The organism is Alteromonas sp. 1_MG-2023 (genome assembly GCF_030547075.1).
In the GTDB taxonomy this organism is placed as follows: Bacteria; Pseudomonadota; Gammaproteobacteria; order Enterobacterales; family Alteromonadaceae; genus Alteromonas.
Genome location: NZ_JAUOQH010000022.1, coordinates 1 through 20,137, shown reverse-complemented (window position 1 = coordinate 20,137; position 20,137 = coordinate 1). Strand labels below are relative to the sequence as shown.

At 43.6% G+C, this 20,137-nt stretch carries 18 protein-coding genes; 3 read left to right on the top strand and 15 right to left on the bottom strand.

Annotation, left to right across the window (positions count from 1 at the left end):
- Nucleotides 1-119: 119 nt before the first annotated feature.
- Together rho and trxA are read right to left on the bottom strand one after the other, a co-directional pair.
- On the bottom strand, nt 120-1,385 hold the full coding sequence (rho, locus tag Q4561_RS17870; RefSeq protein WP_211068940.1) for a transcription termination factor Rho: 1,266 nt from the start codon (nt 1,383-1,385) through the stop codon (nt 120-122).
- A gap of 281 nt (nt 1,386-1,666) precedes the next feature.
- On the bottom strand, nt 1,667-1,993 hold the full coding sequence (gene trxA, locus Q4561_RS17865; protein ID WP_013785606.1) for a thioredoxin TrxA: 327 nt from the start codon (nt 1,991-1,993) through the stop codon (nt 1,667-1,669).
- 99 nt (nt 1,994-2,092) lie between these two features.
- On the opposite strand from trxA, the gene rhlB reads away from it, so the two are divergent.
- Both rhlB and Q4561_RS17855 read left to right on the top strand, forming a co-directional pair.
- Nucleotides 2,093-3,400, top strand: a complete 1,308-nt coding sequence (rhlB, locus tag Q4561_RS17860; RefSeq protein ID WP_303462583.1) for an ATP-dependent RNA helicase RhlB — start codon at nt 2,093-2,095, stop codon at nt 3,398-3,400.
- 13 nt (nt 3,401-3,413) lie between these two features.
- Nucleotides 3,414-4,925, top strand: a complete 1,512-nt coding sequence (locus Q4561_RS17855) for a guanosine-5'-triphosphate,3'-diphosphate pyrophosphatase (protein ID WP_303462652.1) — start codon at nt 3,414-3,416, stop codon at nt 4,923-4,925.
- Between the two features lie 135 nt (nt 4,926-5,060).
- Here the strand turns inward: Q4561_RS17855 and hemB are convergent, their stop codons facing one another.
- Genes hemB through tatA form a run of 7 tightly spaced genes read right to left on the bottom strand, consistent with a single transcriptional unit; the run spans nt 5,061 to nt 10,617 of the window.
- Nucleotides 5,061-6,059: a porphobilinogen synthase gene (gene hemB / locus Q4561_RS17850; protein WP_303462581.1), complete on the bottom strand. Its 999-nt coding sequence runs from the start codon at nt 6,057-6,059 to the stop codon at nt 5,061-5,063.
- Between the two features lie 3 nt (nt 6,060-6,062).
- Nucleotides 6,063-7,952, bottom strand: coding sequence for a diguanylate cyclase (locus tag Q4561_RS17845; RefSeq protein ID WP_303462579.1), 1,890 nt, complete (start codon nt 7,950-7,952; stop codon nt 6,063-6,065).
- Nucleotides 7,953-7,957: 5 nt separating this feature from the next.
- A complete protein-coding gene (locus Q4561_RS17840) occupies nt 7,958-8,737 on the bottom strand; it encodes a TatD family hydrolase (RefSeq protein WP_303462578.1) in 780 nt (259 codons plus the stop codon).
- A 1-nt stretch (nt 8,738) separates the two neighbouring features.
- On the bottom strand, nt 8,739-9,296 hold the full coding sequence (locus Q4561_RS17835) for a hypothetical protein (protein WP_303462576.1): 558 nt from the start codon (nt 9,294-9,296) through the stop codon (nt 8,739-8,741).
- Between the two features lie 26 nt (nt 9,297-9,322).
- Nucleotides 9,323-10,078, bottom strand: a complete 756-nt coding sequence (gene tatC, locus Q4561_RS17830) for a twin-arginine translocase subunit TatC (protein WP_303462574.1) — start codon at nt 10,076-10,078, stop codon at nt 9,323-9,325.
- On the bottom strand, nt 10,079-10,378 hold the full coding sequence (tatB, locus tag Q4561_RS17825) for a Sec-independent protein translocase protein TatB (RefSeq protein WP_013785614.1): 300 nt from the start codon (nt 10,376-10,378) through the stop codon (nt 10,079-10,081).
- Nucleotides 10,378-10,617 (bottom strand): Sec-independent protein translocase subunit TatA, encoded by a 240-nt coding sequence (gene tatA / locus Q4561_RS17820; protein WP_303462572.1) that lies wholly within the window; start codon nt 10,615-10,617, stop codon nt 10,378-10,380. The genes tatB and tatA overlap by 1 nt, the downstream gene beginning before the upstream one ends.
- 179 nt (nt 10,618-10,796) lie before the next feature.
- Between tatA and Q4561_RS17815 the strand changes: the two genes are divergently transcribed.
- Nucleotides 10,797-11,756: a hypothetical protein gene (locus tag Q4561_RS17815; protein WP_303462570.1), complete on the top strand. Its 960-nt coding sequence runs from the start codon at nt 10,797-10,799 to the stop codon at nt 11,754-11,756.
- Nucleotides 11,757-11,828: 72 nt separating this feature from the next.
- On the opposite strand, the gene ilvN is transcribed toward Q4561_RS17815, so the two are convergent.
- The 6 genes from ilvN to Q4561_RS17785 all read right to left on the bottom strand — a co-directional run bounded on the left by ilvN (nt 11,829) and on the right by Q4561_RS17785 (nt 19,579).
- Nucleotides 11,829-12,326: an acetolactate synthase small subunit gene (gene ilvN, locus Q4561_RS17810; RefSeq protein ID WP_303462568.1), complete on the bottom strand. Its 498-nt coding sequence runs from the start codon at nt 12,324-12,326 to the stop codon at nt 11,829-11,831.
- Nucleotides 12,326-14,044 (bottom strand): acetolactate synthase 3 large subunit, encoded by a 1,719-nt coding sequence (locus Q4561_RS17805; protein ID WP_303462566.1) that lies wholly within the window; start codon nt 14,042-14,044, stop codon nt 12,326-12,328. The genes ilvN and Q4561_RS17805 overlap by 1 nt, the downstream gene beginning before the upstream one ends.
- Nucleotides 14,045-14,246: 202 nt before the next feature.
- Nucleotides 14,247-14,627, bottom strand: a complete 381-nt coding sequence (maoP, locus tag Q4561_RS17800; RefSeq protein WP_303462564.1) for a DUF413 domain-containing protein — start codon at nt 14,625-14,627, stop codon at nt 14,247-14,249.
- Nucleotides 14,628-14,887: 260 nt separating this feature from the next.
- Nucleotides 14,888-15,382 (bottom strand): DUF4442 domain-containing protein, encoded by a 495-nt coding sequence (locus Q4561_RS17795; RefSeq protein ID WP_303462562.1) that lies wholly within the window; start codon nt 15,380-15,382, stop codon nt 14,888-14,890.
- A gap of 75 nt (nt 15,383-15,457) precedes the next feature.
- A complete protein-coding gene (locus Q4561_RS17790; protein ID WP_303462560.1) occupies nt 15,458-17,041 on the bottom strand; it encodes a tetratricopeptide repeat-containing sulfotransferase family protein in 1,584 nt (527 codons plus the stop codon).
- A gap of 66 nt (nt 17,042-17,107) precedes the next feature.
- A complete protein-coding gene (locus Q4561_RS17785) occupies nt 17,108-19,579 on the bottom strand; it encodes a TonB-dependent receptor (RefSeq protein ID WP_303462558.1) in 2,472 nt (823 codons plus the stop codon).
- Between the last annotated feature and the right edge of the window lie 558 nt (nt 19,580-20,137).

Here is a 20,137-nt window from a genome sequence, read left to right as displayed (position 1 = left end):
AATTAGACAGAAGTATAATAAGAATTATTTCGATTACGTGAAGGGTGATAATTCAGTGTTTGAGGTGGCGTGCAGACACAAAAAAAGCGCCCTTAGGCGCTTTCTTCAAATTATATTGATTAGCTCTTTTGACGCTTCATAGCATTAAAGAATTCATCGTTCGTCTTAGTCATAGCCAGCTTATTGATAAGGAACTCAATAGCATCAATTTCTGACATTTCATGTACGATTTTACGTAAGATCCACATTTTCTGTAGTTCTTCTTGAGACGTTAAAAGCTCTTCACGACGGGTGCCTGAACGGTTGAAATCGATAGCTGGGAATACACGTTTTTCCGCAATTTTGCGATGCAAGTGCAATTCCATGTTACCGGTACCTTTAAACTCTTCATAGATAACTTCATCCATTTTAGAGCCAGTATCGATAAGCGCTGTGGCGATAATCGTTAAACTACCACCTTCTTCAACGTTACGTGCAGCACCAAAGAAACGCTTAGGTTTATGCAGTGCATTGGCATCAACACCACCGGTAAGTACTTTACCTGACGAAGGGATTACCGTGTTGTAGGCACGTGCTAAACGAGTAATTGAATCAAGCAAGATGACCACATCTTTTTTGTGCTCAACTAAACGCTTGGCTTTTTCGATAACCATTTCGGCTACCTGAACGTGTCGGCTTGCAGGTTCATCGAACGTAGAGGCAACTACTTCACCTTGAACAAGGCGATGCATTTCGGTTACTTCTTCTGGACGTTCATCGATGAGCAATACCATCAATTCAGCTTCAGGGTGATTCGCAGCAATAGATTGCGCGATATTCTGAAGTAAAAGTGTTTTACCCGCTTTAGGCGGAGCTACGATAAGACCACGTTGCCCTTTACCAATTGGTGAGGCTAGGTCTAAAACACGCGCTGTAATGTCTTCTGTTGAACCGTTCCCACGTTCCATACGCATACGTGATGCTGCGTGAAGTGGAGTAAGGTTTTCAAAGAGGATTTTATTACGAGAGTTTTCGGGCTTATCGAAGTTTACTTCGCGGATTTTTAACAGGGCAAAATATCGCTCACTGTCTTTTGGCGGGCGGATTTTACCAGAAATGGTATCGCCCGTTCGCAAGTTAAATCGGCGAATTTGGCTTGGTGATACATAAATATCATCAGGCCCTGCTAAATAAGATGAATCTGCTGATCGCAAGAAACCAAAACCGTCCTGTAAAATTTCCAGAACCCCGTCACCGAAAATATCTTCGCCGCCTTTAGCATGCGATTTCAGTATCGAGAATATGATGTCTTGTTTTCTAGCGCGAGCCATGTTTTCCAGGCCCATTTCTTCGGACATGGCGACTAATTCGCTAATCGGTTTGTTCTTTAATTCTGTTAAATTCATACTGGTGGGTCTTTGTGCTTGGGGTTTGCTTACAGGAATGGTAGTCACTACTCTGTTCTAATTTTTGATTTGATTATGCCTGAATAGAGGCTAAGCAGAATGCTGCTCGGGTGAGCGCTGGTGAAAAGTTAGCACTAAAAGTAATCAACGTCCAGCGTTTTACTCATCAATTGTTAAATAATTTGTACTCGCGCTGCTGTAGGCGCATCTACTGGTTATATTTAGGCGTAAATAAAAAAACCGGCAGCAAGGCCACCGGTTTTTTCTGTACTGCTGTTCTACTAAAGGTTTTCGTTTAAGAACTCAGCAAGTTGCGTTTTCGATAACGCACCTACTTTAGTTGCTGCAACGTTACCGTTTTTGAAAAGTAGCAATGTAGGAATACCACGAATACCATATTTAGGTGGAGTTTCGTTATTTTCATCGACATTCAACTTGCCAACTGTTAACTTGCCTTCAAACTCGTTCGCAACTTCTTCTAAGATTGGCGCGATCATTTTACAGGGGCCACACCACTCGGCCCAAAAGTCAACCAGTACAGGACCTTCAGCATTGATAACATCTGCTTCGAATTTATCGTCAGATAACTGGATAATTTTGTCGCTCATTCTTTTCTCCATTTTTGGTCGGTCGCTGATTTGTTTCAGCTCTACCATAAGTGTTATATAGAAACCGTTTTTAATGCAAGCACTGATAAGCTATAAGCTATGCCTACTCACTTAACTGATACTCAATTTTCCGACCTGCCGATTAACAGCAAGGTTGTTGACGCCTTAACGGCGGCAAATTTTATTAATTGTACACCAATACAGGCGTTATCTCTGCCTCCGTTACTTGAAGGCTTAGATATTGCCGGACAAGCTCAAACGGGTACAGGAAAAACCATTGCCTTCTTGGTTGCTACTTTTCACTATTTGCTAAGCAAAGCAGATAATGAGCAGAACAGCAAATCAAAAGGCCCTCGTGCCATTATTATGGCACCAACGAGAGAGCTCGCCGTTCAGATTTTCAACGATGCCAAACTGCTCAGTGAGCATACCGGTTTATCGCTTGGATTGATTTATGGGGGCGAAGGTTACCAAAGTCAACGTGAAACTCTTGAAGAAGGGGTAGATATCATTATTGGTACGACAGGACGCATTCTGGATTATTACAAACAGAACGTGTTTACCTTGAATAATATTCAAGTTGCCGTGCTAGATGAAGCCGATCGTATGTTCGATTTAGGTTTCATTAAAGATATCCGCTTTTTGTTCCGACGCTTGCCGCCTGCGACCGAACGCCTAAGTATGCTTTTTTCAGCTACACTTAGTTATCGTGTTCAAGAGCTCGCCTATGAGCACATGAATAATCCAACTCACGTTCAAGTTGCGCCAGAGCAAACGACGGCGACACGGGTATCGCAAGAGCTATTCTATCCATCTGATGATGACAAGATGCTGCTGCTTCTTTCGCTATTTGAAGAAGAATGGCCGGATAAAGCCATTGTGTTCGCGAATACCAAATACAGCTGTGAACGTGTTACCGATTGGCTAACGGCTGATGGTCACCGTGTGGGCTTGTTAAGCGGTGATGTACCACAGAAAAAACGCTTGGGTATATTGGAAGACTTTACCAAAGGTAAGTTAGACATTTTGGTGGCTACCGATGTTGCAGCCCGTGGGTTACACATTGATTCTGTTACCCATGTGTTCAACTACGACTTGCCCGACGACGCAGAAGACTATGTTCACCGTATTGGTCGAACCGGTCGTGCGGGACAAAGTGGTATTGCCATTAGTTTTGCCTGCGAAAAGTACGCGATGAACTTGCCGGATATTGAAAAATATATTCAGCATGCTATTCCTGTTACCGATTACGATGCGAGTGCCTTGCTTGATGATGTGAATGCGCCTAAACCAAGACGCAGACGCACACCAAATACAAGAAATTCGTCACGTCGTGGTAATGGTAAAGGTCGCGGCAATAGCGGTGGCAATAGAGGTAAACCGTCTAATCGCGGAAACAGTAACTAATATTCGAGACAATATGCAGGCAGAACTTCAGCACGACTCTGAAAGCTATGGCGAGTACTACGCCGCTGTAGACTTAGGCTCTAATAGCTTTCACATGGTCATTGTTCACGTGGTCAATGGTAGTGTTCAAATCATTGGCAAAGTGAAGCAAAAAGTACGTTTAGCAGCAGGGTTAAATGAAGACTTTGCACTAGATGAAATGAGCATGGAGCGCGGTTGGCAGTGCCTGCAAACCTTTTCCGAACGGTTACAAGATATTCCCCCCTCAAATATTAAGGTAGTGGCTACCGCTACCTTACGCCTTGCTACTAATGCCCAAGTGTTTATTGGGAAAGCCGAAGAAATTCTTAAGCACAAACTCAACGTGATAAGCGGTGAAGAAGAAGCGCGCCAAATTTATCTTGGTGTAGCTTATACCTCTGCAAATCAGGGCAATAGCTTAGTTATCGATATTGGTGGTGCCAGCACTGAAATTGTGATTGGCAACGACATGCAGCCTATCCATTTAAAAAGTTTGGATATGGGCTGTGTTACCTTTATGGAGCGTTATTTCGATGGCGGTAAGATTACTGCCGAAAACTTCGAAAACGCAAAAAAAGCTGCCAAATCTTTACTATTCCCTGTCGCCGATGCCTTTCTTTGTTTTGATTGGGAAAACTGTCTAGGGGCTTCCGGCACGCCGCAGGCGATCACTGAAATACTCGTGGCGCAAGGTATTAGCGACTCAATACGCCTCGACTACCTTTATCATTTAGAAAAGCAATGTATTGAGTGCAAGGAAATAAGTCAGCTGAATATTGAAGGCTTAGAGGAAAATCGCAAAGCGATATTTCCTTCAGGACTTGCCATATTAATTAGCTTGTTTGAATCGTTAGCCATTCAACACATGAATATTTCTGGTGGTGCACTGCGTGAAGGGCTTATTTACGGCATGTTAGATAACATGCAGGAAAACGACCGACGCGAGCAAACCTTGAATCAAACCATGTCCCGTTATCATATTGATAAGGCACATGCTAATTCGGTTAAAAGTGTTGCCACTAAGTTGTGCGCTCAGCTATGTGCCCAGCAAAATATATGTCACCTTGATACTGAAGCTATTTTAGGTGCAGCCGCATTGCTTCACGAAACAGGCCTGCATATAGAATATAAAAAGCATCATGAGCATGGGGCGTATATATTATCTTTTATAGACTTCCCTGGCTTTACACGCTTACAACGGGCTGCTATTCGCGACCTTGTGGCCCATCATCGGCTTGCCATTCCCGCAGAAGCATTTACCAACTACCATGATGACTCGCAACCTATGCTGCTTGGTTTACTGAGAATATTGCGAATTTCTGTGGTGTTGTGTTTACGTAGACAAAATAAGCATATTCCTCATGTAGATTTGTCCTGCGAGGGCGATAAATGGGAAGTGACTTTCCCTGACGGTTGGCTAAAGGCCCACCCTCTTATTAACGCTGAGCTCGCCAACGAAAGTTGGTTACAACACAAAGCCGGTTGGGAACTTGTGTGTAAATAGTTAGCGCTGAAGCATTTAGAAACAAATAAAAATGGGATGCGACCTTTGGTTGCATCCCATTTTTTTAGCGACTGGCTAGATGGCCTGTGCTCTGCGTTTTTCCTTTGCTGTTCCTTTGCTTTTTGGCTCGCGGCGCTAGTCGCCAGCTAAAAGCGCGGCAGCTTTAGGGGCAAAATAAGTAAGAATACCGTCGGCACCAGCACGTTTAAACGCAAGCAACGACTCTAAAATAACCGCGTCTTCATTCAACCAGCCGTTAGCAAAGGCAGCTTGATGCATGGCGTATTCACCGCTAACTTGGTATGCAAAGGTCGGCACTTTGATTTCGTCTTTACAGCGCCGAACAATATCTAAATAGGGCATACCCGGCTTTACCATTACCATATCAGCACCTTCTTGCACATCTAAAGCAATTTCATGAATGGCTTCATCGCTGTTTGCAGGGTCCATTTGATAGGTTTTCTTGTTGCCACCTTTTATGTTCGCTGAAGAGCCGACTGCATCGCGAAATGGCCCGTAATAGGCTGACGCATACTTGGCAGAATACGCCATGATACAGGTGTTAATATAGCCTTCTTGCTCAAGTGCATCACGTATAAGCCCAATACGCCCATCCATCATGTCTGATGGTGCAACAATATCAGCCCCCGCTTCTGCATGTGAGAGCGCTTGTTTTACCAACACGTCAATAGTGACGTCATTTATTACGTAACCGGTCTCATCCACTAGCCCATCTTGACCGTGAGAGGTGAAGGGATCTAACGCAATATCAGACATTAACATCACATCTGGAAAGTGAGCCTTTAACTCACGCATGGCGGTTTGTGCTAAGCCATCAGGGTTATAGGCTTCTTTCGCGCACTCAGTTTTAAGCGACATGGGCGTAACAGGAAACAAGGCTAATGTACGGATACCAAGGGCAACCCACTTCGCCGTTTCTTCTAATAGTAAGTCGATAGATAATCGCTCTACCCCTGGCATTGAAGGCACTTCTTCGCGCTGGCCTATGCCAGGAAGCACGAATACAGGGTAGATAAGATCGTCGGTAGTAAGGCGTTGCTCGGCAACTAAATCTCGCAGTGCATCTTTTGCACGTAGGCGTCGCATACGGCGAGCCGGGAATGAAGCATTCATAAGTTATCCTGAAAACGGTTTAAAAAGTACTTTATTTCGTCCTGATTCTTTCGCAGCATACAACTGCTCATCCGCCAACCGAAGTAGCGCTTCAGCGTGTTCTTCGTCCGTGATAACACTGGTGGTTAACCCTGCACTAATGGTTAGATGTATTGCCTCCCCTTCAAACATGATAGGGGAATTTTCGATACGTTCGCGTATTGCCTCAACAACATGTAAGGCACCTTCACTGTCGGTATTCGGCAGAATAAGTGCAAATTCCTCTCCGCCAATGCGAGATAAATCGTCGGACAAACGATGTAACATGCTTTGCATTATACTCGTGATATGGATAAGACAAGCATCACCGCCCGCATGTCCATATGTATCATTAATACGTTTAAAATGATCAACATCAAATACAGCAATAGATAAAGGCGTTTGTTCACGGCGGCTTCGTCTACCTTCTGATTTTAACTTTTTATCAAAGTGACGACGATTATTAATACCTGTAAGCGGGTCGACCGCAGTTAGCCGCTCTAGCTCTTGATTCACTTCTGACAGTTCGCGCAAAGTTATTTCTAACTCTAAGGTGCGCTCTCCTACCTTGTATTCTAAGTCATCTTGGTAACGCTTTTGCACTTCTAACAGCGCTTCTTGCGCTTTGCTTGCTTCTTTTTCTTGTTCTAAGGCGAATTGTTGCGTGGTAATAAGCTCATCATGACTATGGCTATAATTAATAGCCAAGATTAGGCCTAAAATGACAGTTTCAACCGTACCTGCGATTATAAGTAAGTAACTCGAGGAGATACCCACATGGATAATATTCACGCTATCTAAGCTTACAACAAGTCCGCTGATTAGTAATAACAACCAAGCGACAGTGAAGTAGCGGGCAATGGATACCCTTTTATACGACAACCAACCACCAATAATCATGGCTATAATTACAATGATTGACAGCATAATCAGATAAAGTTTTAACGCCATTGAGTAAGGCAAAAACATGCTTGTTAGAATACCAACCCCAAACCCCCAGGCGGCTATCTTTATTACCTTATCTGCAAGTGCACTGAATTCAGCTATAGGCAATAAACTTCGGGAAAAGAGCACCGCAAATAAGACGGCGGCATTACCAAAGATAACCACCGCCTTTCCTTGAAACCAAACTTGCTCTGGCCACAAATAGGCGTACCCCACCCCATGCAAAGACGCGAGGGTTAATCCTAAGCTAAATGAGTAACCTGAATAAAACAAAAATGAACGGTTTTTAGTGGTGAAAAACAAGAAAATGTTACTTATTGCCATGGCACATAAAAAACCAAAAAACAGCCCTAACGCTAGATTTTGACTGGCGGCGTATTCAATAAACTCATTCTCTTCCCATACGGCAATAGGCATTCGAAGGGTGCCTGATGTTTCCACCCGAACGAGTACCTTTAGTGGTGCAGCACTTACAGGTAAAGAAAATAGTGGGGTGGTATTGGCAATAGGTCTAACAGTAAATTTTTGTTTGTCGCCCGCTTGATAACGGGCAACGGGCGCAGCGCTAGAGATTGGATAAACCGCAACCGCTAATTCATCAAGTAATGCATAGTCTATTTCCAGCAGATAATCTTCTGTACTAGATGCTGCTGGTGCCACGATGAATGAAAACCAATACGCTGTACTGCTCATACCTAAATTGACGGGTGAGGATGCTGGCGTCCACTGTGAGGCGTCTTTTTCAAGCACTTGCTCGAAAGTTAACGTATTCCCAGCGTCATTCAAATAGGCAAGCTGGGTAACTCTGTCTTTGGTGGTATGTTCTGGTGTTACGCTAACCGCAACAATCGCAAATATTGAAACCGCGACGACGGTAATAATGAACAGAGCAAGATCATAATTGCGCACCGCTTGACGATTTAATTGCATTACCATTAATCACTAAGACAAAACAAACGACATGTATTAGCATAACTGCTATCGCGCAATTTTTCAGGGGCAACCTGCATTAACTGGCTAATTTGTTCACCTATGTGGGGCAATACCGCAGGCTCATTGTTACGTTTTCTTGGGCGTAAGGTTTTGGGGAATAAATAAGGGGCATCCGTTTCTAAAATGATACGTTCTAATGGAATGGTGGGTATGGCGTTACGAAGAGCTTCTCCGCGCTTTTCATCACATGCCCAGCCGGTAATACCAATATACAGCCCCATATCTAAATAGGTGTTTAGCTGCGTTGTATCACCCGTAAAACAGTGCGCAATACCGCCGCTAAGAGACGGCAGCACCTTTTGCAGGCAAGACACTTGTTGTTCAAACGCATCACGTTCGTGTAGATAAGCAGGCAGGTTTAATTCTACCGCCAACGCCAACTGCGCTTCAAACACACTAATTTGAATGTCTTGAGCAGAAAAATTGCGATTGAAGTCTAAACCGCATTCTCCGATGGCCACTACGCCTTCCCCTTTTGCCATACTTCGTAAGCGAGCATAATCACTTTCGACCACATCTTTGGCGTTGTGAGGGTGTATGCCTAGGGTATAACTGCAAATTTGCGGAAAAGCTTGATGGAGTGCTGCAGCCTCATCCCATTCATTGGGGTGGGTAGTGATAATACAAAGTCGAGAAACGCCAGCATCTACTGCGTTAGAGATAACCTCTTCGGGGTTAAATCTGCGGTCGAGTAGATTAACGCCAGCGTCAAACCAAGGCATACTATTTAACGCGTTCCACTTTCATGCGTTTTTTAACGCCATCTATTTTTGCATAGAAAGCGCCTAATACACCTCGCTCTATCGTAACGGTTTGCCCTTTTCTGATTCTAATAGAATCGTCGCTAGTTTGTCGCCACACAGCGCCGTTATCAAAGGTAAGAATTAATTGTTCACGAATGGTTTTTGAAATAGACACCACTGTGCCAGAAAAAGCATCGGCTAAATCTTTAGATACTATTTTGTGCTCTAAACCAAACTCACTGTCAGGTCGAGTTTCTTGTCTAGCAACCGGGGCGCTTTGACGTGGTGTAACCGGCGCATTCGTTCTTGGACTTGCATTCGTTGTGCTAGGGCTAATAGCCACGGCGCTAGGCATTGGCGCCTGTATACCAGAGTGTCGGTTAAGGGCTTTTTCTACGCGGTCATAACACACTAAACGCTGAAGGCTATTTTTGGTTTCGCTACATTTGGCGAGCGCCTCGCCTACGGTTTCCGCATGTGCCAAAAAGGCACTAGAAGAGAGCATACTTACTAACAGTAGTAATGCACGTTTGTTCATGTTAAATCCTTTGTTTTACTTAATTGTTATTCGATTTCAGTGCCAGTTTCTTCTTCGCTGCCTCGGCGACCTTTACCCGCATACAAACTACCTACGACAACACCTATCTCAAACAATATCCACATAGGAATAGCCAATAATGTTTGAGAAATAATATCCGGCGGCGTAAGCAACATGCCCACCACGAACGCACCAACAACCACATAAGGACGTTTGGCTCGAAGTGATTTTGCGTCGGTTACCCCTGTCCAGCACAGTAAGATAATGGCAATGGGAATTTCAAATGAGACCCCAAAAGCAAAGAAGAGTTTCAATACAAAATTAAGATAACTAGAGATGTCGGTACTAACCGTAACCCCTTCTGGTGCCACGCTATTGAAAAAGGCAAACGCGATTGGAAATACTACAAAATACGCAAATGCCATGCCCGCGTAGAACAATAAAGTACTTGAGAATAAAAGCGGTGCTACGAGCTTTTTCTCATTACGGTATAGCCCAGGCGCAACAAAGCCCCATACTTGATAAAGTACGTAGGGAATAGCGATAAAGAATGACAACACCAGTGTAAGTTTAAACGGTGCGAAAAAAGGTGAGGCTACATCGGTGGCAATCATGCTAGCGTTTTCTGGCATAGAATCTAGCAACGGCAATGCGAGCAATTGGTAGAGATCTTGCGAAAAGTACGCCAAACACAGAAAAACCACCAGCACACTTAACAGTGCTTTTAGAATGCGGCTACGAAGCTCAATTAAATGAGATATTAAATTGTTTGCGTCAGACATTTACTGTTTTTTATATGGTTCCTGAACCGACTCAGCTGCTTTTTTAAGCTCATCAACACTTTGTTCAAGCTCTGGCGAGAGATCTTTCAAGCCTTGCTGCTCAGCTTTCTTCAGGTTTTCGTGTAATTCGTGCACGCGCAACTGATGCTCAACTTCTTGCTTAAAGCCCGTTGCTGTATTTCGCACACTTCGAATAGTGTTAATGGTGGACCGCATGGCACCTGGCAAACGTTCTGGACCCAGTATTAACAAGGCCATCACACCAATTACCAATAGCTCCCAAAAGCCAATGTCAAACATCAGGATTTTTCTTTAACGTCGCTCTGCGTTTTTGTGGCAGCAGTGTCAGCGGTGTCTGTATCTTCCACCTGCTTCTTCTGCTCGAAGTCAGCATCTTGCTCGTTCTCGGTTACTGCTTTTTTAAAACCTTTGATTGCGCCACCTAAATCGGTGCCAATCCCTTTCAAACGCTTAGTGCCAAAAAGTAAAACTACAATTACTAAGATAATAAGTAACTGCCAGATTCCAATACCGCCCATAAAAATAATCTCCGATACAACAGTTAGGACAGTATGCCACCCAAAGCGCAAGCTTTCACGTGAATATTTGTATGGATTAATAATCGTTGACGTTTATAAGCTCAACCCGCATTCTGAAGGTAATTATCTGATACGGATGTCATTTCGCCGCGTAATCATTAGAGGGAGTTTAGCCTGTTATGTTGTGTTTAGCTGTCTCATTGTGTTTATTGCTTAATGACCAAAGCGATAGCCTGCCAGAAGTGACTAAGCAGCACACGAGTATTGAGGCAAGCAACGACGAAACCACCCAACCTATGCAATGGTTTGATGTGTGGCAACGCAGCTTCACAGACTCTATGGACTTTACCGTTAGCAAATTCGATGGTCTCTTTTCAGACGGCAGCTTACCTAATGAGAAAGCCAAAGCAGAAGGCAGAGTTCAACTTAGCTGGGAGCCTAGAACCCGAGATATCGCAGAAATCGACCTTAGGTTTCGTATTCGTGTTTCACTTCCCCACCTAGAAAACCGCGTAGATTTACTTTTAAGTGACAATGAAGATGAAACCCAAAGTGACACCATAAAAGCGGCACGCTCACCGTCATTAGGAAGGCAAGATAACACCACTATTTCCCTGCGGTTTCGCCCCGACATAAACTCTCACTATTCATTTCGTGTGGGTGCTGGCAGGCGTGACCAGCTGTATGTAAAAGCGAGATACCGCAATGCTTATGCCTTTAACTCACATTGGGCCATGCTGTATGACACCGAAATTTATCAATACACGCGGGATCAATTTGGCGCTGAGTTAGGCACCTCTTTTCAACATATCAGTAGCACTAACAACGTAACGCGCTTAAACAACCGCTTTTATTTTCGAGACAGAAGTAACGATTGGTTATGGCGTCATGAATTACAACATTTGTACCCTATCAACAATAGGAACGCGCTGGTGTACAGCTTTATGGTGGAAGGGTTAAACAAACCTACCTATCAAGTAGAAGAGGTGTATACCGGTTTACGTTGGCGCAGCAACCCGATTAGAGAATGGCTTTATTTCGAGGTAGAACCTTTTGTTCTATGGCTACGACGGGAAGATTTCTCGCCGTCTTACGGTATGGCGCTTCGTTTAGAGGCTTATTACGGAAAAGGCGAGTAACTTAAGTTACTCGCCTTTGGTCTGTTGCTAAAACATCTTTAATATCTTACGTCGCATGATTGCGATTACCTGTCATGGGCGTAAAGCGCGCTCGCCACGTGCTAAACCACAAACTCCAGTGCGTGATGATTCAATCACCTCCGCACATTGAGCCATGGTGGCTGCAAAAGCGTCTAGTTTGTCGGTAGTCCCCGTAATTTCAATCGTATAGTTATTCGCATGAACATCTAATATGCGTCCACGGAATATATCACTATTACGTATTACTTCGGCACGTACAGATTCGGTACGGGTAGCCACTTTAATTAGCATAAGCTCGCGCTCAACGTGAGTACCTTCGGTAAGGTCCACCACTTTAAGTACATCAATAAGCTTATTTACTTGCTTAGTAATCTGCTCAATGACTTTATCATCACCATGGGTAATGATGGTAAGACGTGACAAGCTGCCATCGTCAGTAGGTGCTACGCATAACGAGTCTACGTTGTATCCGCGCTGTGAGAAAACACCCACAATGCGAGATAGTGCGCCAGGTGCGTTTTCCATTAATACTGAAATAATACGTTTCATCAGGTTCGCTCCGTCTTACTTAAGCGCATATCATCCATAGCGCCAAACTTAATTTGCATTGGATACACGTGCTCGTTTTGATCTACCGCGATGTCCATAAACACAAGGCGATCTTTAAGACTGAAACATTTCTCCATCGCTGCATCTAATTCTTCTAATTTATCTACTTTGATACCAACATGGCCATAAGACTCAGCAAGTTTTACAAAATCTGGCATAGAGTCCATGTATGAGTGCGAGTGACGACCTTTATAAATCATATCTTGCCACTGACGAACCATACCTAGCGCTCGGTTGTTCAAAGTAATGATTTTAATCGGCAGGTTGTACTGCAAACAGGTAGACAACTCTTGAATATTCATTTGAATACTACCGTCGCCTGTTACCACGACAGAAGTAGACTCAGGATGTGCAAACTGCACGCCCATTGCTGCTGGCAAACCAAAGCCCATGGTGCCTAAGCCACCTGAGTTGATCCATTGGCGAGGCTTATCAAACGGATAATACAAGGCAGCAAACATCTGATGCTGACCAACGTCAGAACTTACGTAAGCTTCACCATTGGTATGCTTGTAAATAGATTGGATAACCTGCTGTGGCTTAATTACCGTATCGCCTTGCTCGTAGTTCAAACATTCACGAGAGCGCCACTGAGTAATTTGTTGCCACCAATCGGCTAACTTCTCTTTTTGACCAGATAGGTCTTTATTAGCAAGCTGCTCTAAAATTTGGTCGAGAACTTTATCAACCGAGCCAACCACCGGAATATGCGCGTTGATGGTTTTCGAAATTGACGCAGGGTCGATATCCACATGGATAATGTCGGCATGCGGGCAGAATTTAGCCACGTTATTGGTAACACGGTCATCGAAACGTGCACCTAAGGCAATAATGCAATCGGCATTATGCATGGTTTTGTTTGCTTCAAGGGTGCCGTGCATACCAAGCATACCCACGAACTGCTCGTGTGTACCTGGCATGGCGCCTAAGCCCATTAGGGTACATGTTACCGGCGCGTTAAGCTTTTCAGCTAATTCGATAACACGTGAAGATGCTTCAGACGTAACCGCACCACCACCGACATAAAGTACTGGGCGTTCGGCTTTCATTAATGAAGCGACTGCTTTCTTAATTTGTTTTGTATGCCCACGCTCGGTTGGGTTATACGAACGCATTGTTACGTCGGTTGGGAACACATAAGGGTGATCTTCCGCAACATTAACAATGTCTTTTGGTAAATCGACTACCACTGGGCCAGGGCGACCAGTATTTGCAATGTAGTACGCTTTCGCAATCGCTTCTGGAATATCCACAGCACGCTTCACTAAGAAGCTATGCTTAACGATAGGACGAGAACACCCTACCATGTCAGTTTCTTGGAAAGCATCTTCACCAATGTGCATTGAAGGTACTTGCCCCGACAATACTACCATTGGAATTGAATCCATATAGGCAGTCGCAATACCGGTAATGGTATTTGTTGCACCAGGACCTGAAGTGACGAGGACTGTGCCGGTTTTGCCAGTTGAACGTGCATAACCATCCGCCATATGAGCGGCTGCCTGTTCATGACGTACGAGGACATGTTCGACATCTTTTTGCGCATATAAAGCGTCATATATGTCTAGTACGGCACCACCGGGGTAGCCGAACACATGTGTTACTCCTACATCTTTTAGCGCTTCTACCACCATGGCAGCGCCCGACATCATTTTCACAGTACTATCTCCTGTATCGGTTTGGTGTATTGTCAGCGAATGTTGACGATGAGCGGACTATAACGAAGGAAGTAGGAAGATAAAACACCAAACCGCACAAAAGTGAGATATATATCCCAATATTCAAGATAAATAGGATAAACCTTTCGATATTGGCAAATTAATGGCCAATATTAGGATGGGATTCACAACAATTTAACAATTAATCGTCATCTATATCTATTTCATGGTGGTTATCGTCATCTATTCCGACATTATCGTCTAATTCTTCGGTTACCACTCGCTTAGAACCGTAAATACTGGCCGCTTTTGGCCTGTTTATTCGCGTTTGATATTTAACCCATGCTCGCGCTTGTGGTGTTGCTGGCTCACATTGACCAAGGGCTGAATTCAAATAATTGATTTCAGCCTCTGAGCTGGGCGTAATTTTGCCGTCTACCAAGGCTGCAAATAGACTACCGTGGGCTTGTAATAGTTTACTTTCGGTAATAGAAAAATCACCTGAGCGAGCAAACCCATAGGGGTAGTGTTTTTTATCTACAAAAGGACGGTTTACCAATTGCTCTCTGGATAACGTTGTCATACGACCCCCTATCTCAGCTTTCTGAGGATTATCATACTCCGCATCGTGCAACGATGAGGAACCATTAGCCGCGTGCCTGTGCCGCTTGGCTCATTACACTGATAATTAGATAGTTGGGATTGGGAATACTGTCAAACTGAAAAACGAGATGAGAGAAAACTTCATAAAACTGTAAAATGCTTGGATAGAATATGCGCGTTACATAAGAAACGCACAAAGGGTAATCTTGAGTACTCGGCCTATTTTTTAAAATACAGGTACTACTTCCTACTTTTAGGCACCCAAGCCCAAATCATTTCACACAAAACCGGTTCAATGCCTTTGGCATCCGTTACTTTAACGGCTACCGTCACTTCACCTTTTTCTTGTGTTTGCATTAATGCTATTTGTTCATCCGTAAGGTGCGCTACCGCGTGCATATCACCTTGCGCGCGCTTCACATATTTGAAATTCATTTCTTTAATAAGCGGCAACTTGTCACCAGGTAGGTTAACACCAACAACAAAGCCTGTAGAAGACTCGGCCAATAGCGCCATTGCAGCAGCATGCACACTGCCAATATGGTTTTGCGCCTTCTTATAGTTTTTCTGACGGAAAGTAACCGATTTTAAATCGGTTTCCAGAATATCGATACTGACCGTGCCCGTTAGTTTCACTTTGTACCGGAACATCCAAGTCAGCATTCGTTGACGTAGCCATGTTGGATAGGTATTGGCTTTTTTCGCAAAGCTGCGAAGGGGGTTTGGTACGGACATAATCTTCTCTCTGAAACACCTTCTTCTGGTTAGACCAGTTAGGTTATGCTCCCACCGCCAAGGATGCAAGTAGTTTTAGCTATAGCCTAACAATTTTTGTAGGTTAAACGTGTGCGCTTCATAATGCTTCCAACGACCAATTGAGCGAGTATTAATGGGCTCTCTCACTTGTACTTTACTGGCGGTTGATACTGGCAATGTGTTTTTGTCTACGTCGATACACTGTGCTTCCCAAGGAAGATTGCAATAAGACAACAGCTCTGCCACTTCTTTTTGCGGATTATTTACCAAAGCTTCGTACGACTGAACCCTAATTTGTTCAGGATAAGCGGTTTGGAATTCTGAGATTAAATCACAAAATCCGGTATAAAGTTCACCAATAGTATCGAGGCTATACGCGTAGGCGTAATACGGGCTATTAATGGAAAAAAGCTGTCGATAATTTCCAACGCAGGTATCCATAGCATCACGCTTAAGGCAGATTATTTTTGCATTGGGTAACGCTTGTCGAATTAAGTTAATGTAGAAAAAGTTAAACGGTAGCTTATCGACTAAGCGTTCACCTTGTTGATGTAAATAAGCGGTGCGCTCAATGTATAGCCCCCCTAATGCTTCTTTGTCGATATGCTTTGCCGCTTGTAACGTGGGCAAATCGAGAACGTGGGCAGACTTGGTTTTGGTTAGCGTTTTCACCGCAACACCAAAATCTTGCAGCTCTCCGCCCGAGGCGACGTTACTATGGTGACTTAAAATTCGCTCCACCAATGTCGTGCCTGAGCGTGGCATGCCAATAACGAAAATAGGCGAATCCCTTTGCTCCCCTTTCCCTGTTGTGGTGGTCTGCTGTAGGTCTGATTTTAAATAGTCAAAGATACGATTAAAACTATCCCTAGACTGCAAACTCGCTTGGCGCTGAGGGGCTTTCGCATGTTGCAGCGCCTTAAACGCACTATCATAATCACCTATTGCTTCATATTCCTTAGCTAGCGCATGACCTATGTGCAACTGACCTTCTATGGATTTTTTCTTTTTACCTTTAATCGATTCATCGCCTAAATCACAGAGCACATGCTGTAACCGGGCAATGTGGTTGTTCGATTTCGATACTTTACCTAAATCAGATAGCGCGAAATGAGCCTGATAAAAATGTGGTGCTAATTTAATAGCGGTTTCAAAGTGCTCTCTGGCTTGCGTAAAGTTTCCGGCGAACTTGCTGCTTACTGCAAAGTTGTAATGGTACTGCGCATTAGTACTGTCAATCTCCAATGCTTTTACAAAATATGTCAACGCCTTGGCGTGTAACCCTACTCGGCTTAACGCCACGCCTACTGTGTCTAAGTCTAGCGCTCGTGTTAACGCTTCAGGTAATGCGCTGTCACTTGCTGCTAGCGATTTCGACATATCCCCACGCAACGCAAAACATTTTGCTAAGTAAGCAAAGGTTATAGGACGACTTTCAATCGTATTGGATTTTTCTAACAGGAGAATGGCTTTGTCTATTTGAGCAATTTCAATATGTATTACACCTAACAAAAAGTAGGCATGAGGATGGTCGCCAAAGCCTTTGATGACATCTACGCAGCACTGATGTGCTTGGGTGTAATTGCGCTGATTTAAAAAACGAACTGCGTCTTCTAATAATTGATTGGGTGTATTCATTACTGCTCTTAAAAGTAAAAAGGCACTCAGTAGAGTGCCTTTGCATAGTCGAATAAATCTAACTTATCACATACCGAATTGGTAATTGAACTTCAATCCAATAGTACGAGGCGTTAGTAAATAATGTCCGTAGTTACGCTGAATGTCAGTACCGTTTGGATCTAATACGCTATCAAACGCACCTAAACCAATATCACCAACATTTCTACGGGTTGAGGTAAACGCATACTTATTAAATAAGTTATCGATGTATAAGGTAACTGACCAATCATCATCTGATATACGGGCGGTCAAATTACTTACTGCATAACCAGGTAAGGCCTCACCATCTTGGCGCAAGCCAACTGTGGTATAAATATCGCTTTGTGCGGTTATACCGTAGTTAATATCAAGCATTTTATCATCTAAGATTTCTTGGCTGTAAGTTACACCTAATGAAAACTGGTGTTCAGCTGTACCTGGCAATCTATCGCCATCTTTACCATCGTAATAGTCTTGCAGCTCTGTTCCTTGCTCGTCTATTACGCCAAATAAGAAAGGCGCATCTGCGGTAAGTTCAGCTTTCGTATAAGCATAAGTCGCGTAAGCTCTTATGTTGTCAGTTATGATACCCCGAAAGGATAGCTCTGCACCTTTAGACTCTGCACCTTCAGCATTAACGGTAATCGGTTGCTGACCATTAACCGTAGCACCAGACACTTGAGGATCTTCCCAGTCCACAAAGAAAAGTGCACTATTCATTTGAAGTCTGTTATCGAAGAAGCTCGTCTTCACTCCAAGTTCATAGTTAGTGGTTGTATCGGCTTCATACAACTGTTCTTCTGGTAAGGCACAAACAATTTGGTTATTGAGGTCGTCTACATTTTCGGGACACGCTGCAGTACCATTTGCTCCACCAATACGAAATCCTTCACTGATGGTTACATAAGCCATCGTATCGCCAGTAAACTGGTAGCTTGTATTAAATTTAAATAAAGTGCCACTGTCGTCAGCAGACTCTTCGCTAAAATCTAGAACAATAGAATCTGACTCTCGACCACCGAAAACCGTATTATACAGAGGTAAATCGGTAGCCGAACGGGTGAATATTTCATACTCATAAGCCCGCAGACCAAGTGTTACATCCCACTTATCTGTAACTTCATAGGAGAGCTCACCGAATAAGGCTTTTTCGGTAACCTCTGAGTGAGATACTGAGAAATACTCTAAGTCATCTGGGCGATAGTTACCTTCTACGCCCCATACATCAATAGCGTACTCATCGAAGTTTGGAGTAAATTCTTTACTGCTTCCATCACTATCTAAATCGTAGTAAAAACCACCCACAATCCATGAAAGTGGGCCATCAGACTGTGAAACAAGACGAAGTTCTTGGGTAAATATAGAACGCTCATCAATCTCTTCTGTGTAGGCAGAGAAAGCTGGGAATTCTTCGTAACTGTAATCAAGTCGAATCAGTAAGTCGGTTTGATCTCGTTGACCTTCAGCTTCAAAATCAGAAATACCTGTAGCAGAAACAAGCTCAGCAAAGCCAAGGTCAGCTTTAACTTCTAAACTCAACAACGAATCTTCTTTATCTCTAGGCTCTTCATAACGATAAGCAGACTCATACTTGCCTACCAAGTCACTTAGTGGGTTTTCATCTGATAGCGCGTTGTAATGGCTAATAGAACGGCCTTCTACTTCTTGTTTCTGATAGAAATAAGTAAGGGTAGTATCAAGCCAATCTGTGGGTAACCAACGTACCGCGATACGACCTGTTAAGGTATCTTCGCCATTAGCATCTTCTACTTGCTTAATGTTTTCGCTAACCGCTTCGCTGTCTGACCAATCTGGATCGGGAAGAGAAACACCGCCTTCTTGCACCACGTAGTTATAATCTAAATAGCCAGGGTTATTATAATAATTTAGTGAAGCACGAACACCGAGCACACCTTCAATAATAGGCGCATTGAAAACAAAACTACCTTCGCCCCCTAGTGAGTCACTTTCTTTAGTACTAAATACATCAGCCGTTACTTCGCCTGATGTGAAATCCAGATCAACCGCTTTCGGAATATAACGAATTGCGCCGCCTAAAGTACCTGCACCGTATAGCGTCCCTTGAGGACCGATGAGTACCTCTACGCGGTCTACGTCAAGTAAACGCATATTTAAAAACAGCGGGATATCACCGAAATATGTTGCTACTGTGCCGCCATCAGAGCTAGGCCCAGAAGAGTTAGTATTCAAGCCACGAACGATAATAGGTGAATCGCTACGTCCACCTTGATCGGTAACCGTAAGACCTGGCACCCAGCGCGCTACTGAGTCTAAGTCTTCAATATTTTGTTGAGCCAACACGTCCGATGTTAAGGCAGAGATATTAATTGGAACTTCCTGCAAAGAGCCGCTTCGGCGTGTTGCAGTTACTTCAATTTTTTCTACTTGTTGTTCATTTACAGTAACTTCTTGGGCGACTACCGCAGTACTACTTAAAGCAGTAAATACAGCGCCGGCAACCAAAGAGTACCCGAAGGTGCTGCCTTTATAGTGCATACTAGTGTGTTCTCCTGGCGTGGCTTCTATCTAATACCCGTTAATTTTATTGTTGGGTACGTGCATCAATATTTTCAGCATGATCCATAGCAGAATCTGTGCCGTAAAGGGCGCGCATTCTAAAGCAAAAACGCATTAATATTTAATACTTTTTGAATAAATATGCTCTAATATCGCGCATGCATGCACTAAATATGAATTAAGAGTAATCAGCAACGGATCTAATGCAGCATTAGCAACTGATATATATAAACTTTTATAGGTTATCACCAAAACAGTGAGAGTATGCTCGCACACGGTGCAAAATTGCAGGAATAAAAACCCATTCAAAAAAAGGACTTTTAAAAGGGTGTAAAAAGAGAAAATTTACACTCGCTTACGCTAAAAAGTGCATTATTGGCATGAATAAACGTAGAAAGCTTAAATAAGGCAGAAAGTTTAAGCAGAGAGATAATTTAAATTGATTACTAAGATATGAAAATTTGGAGCGGGAAACGAGATTCGAACTCGCGACCCCGACCTTGGCAAGGTCGTGCTCTACCAACTGAGCTATTCCCG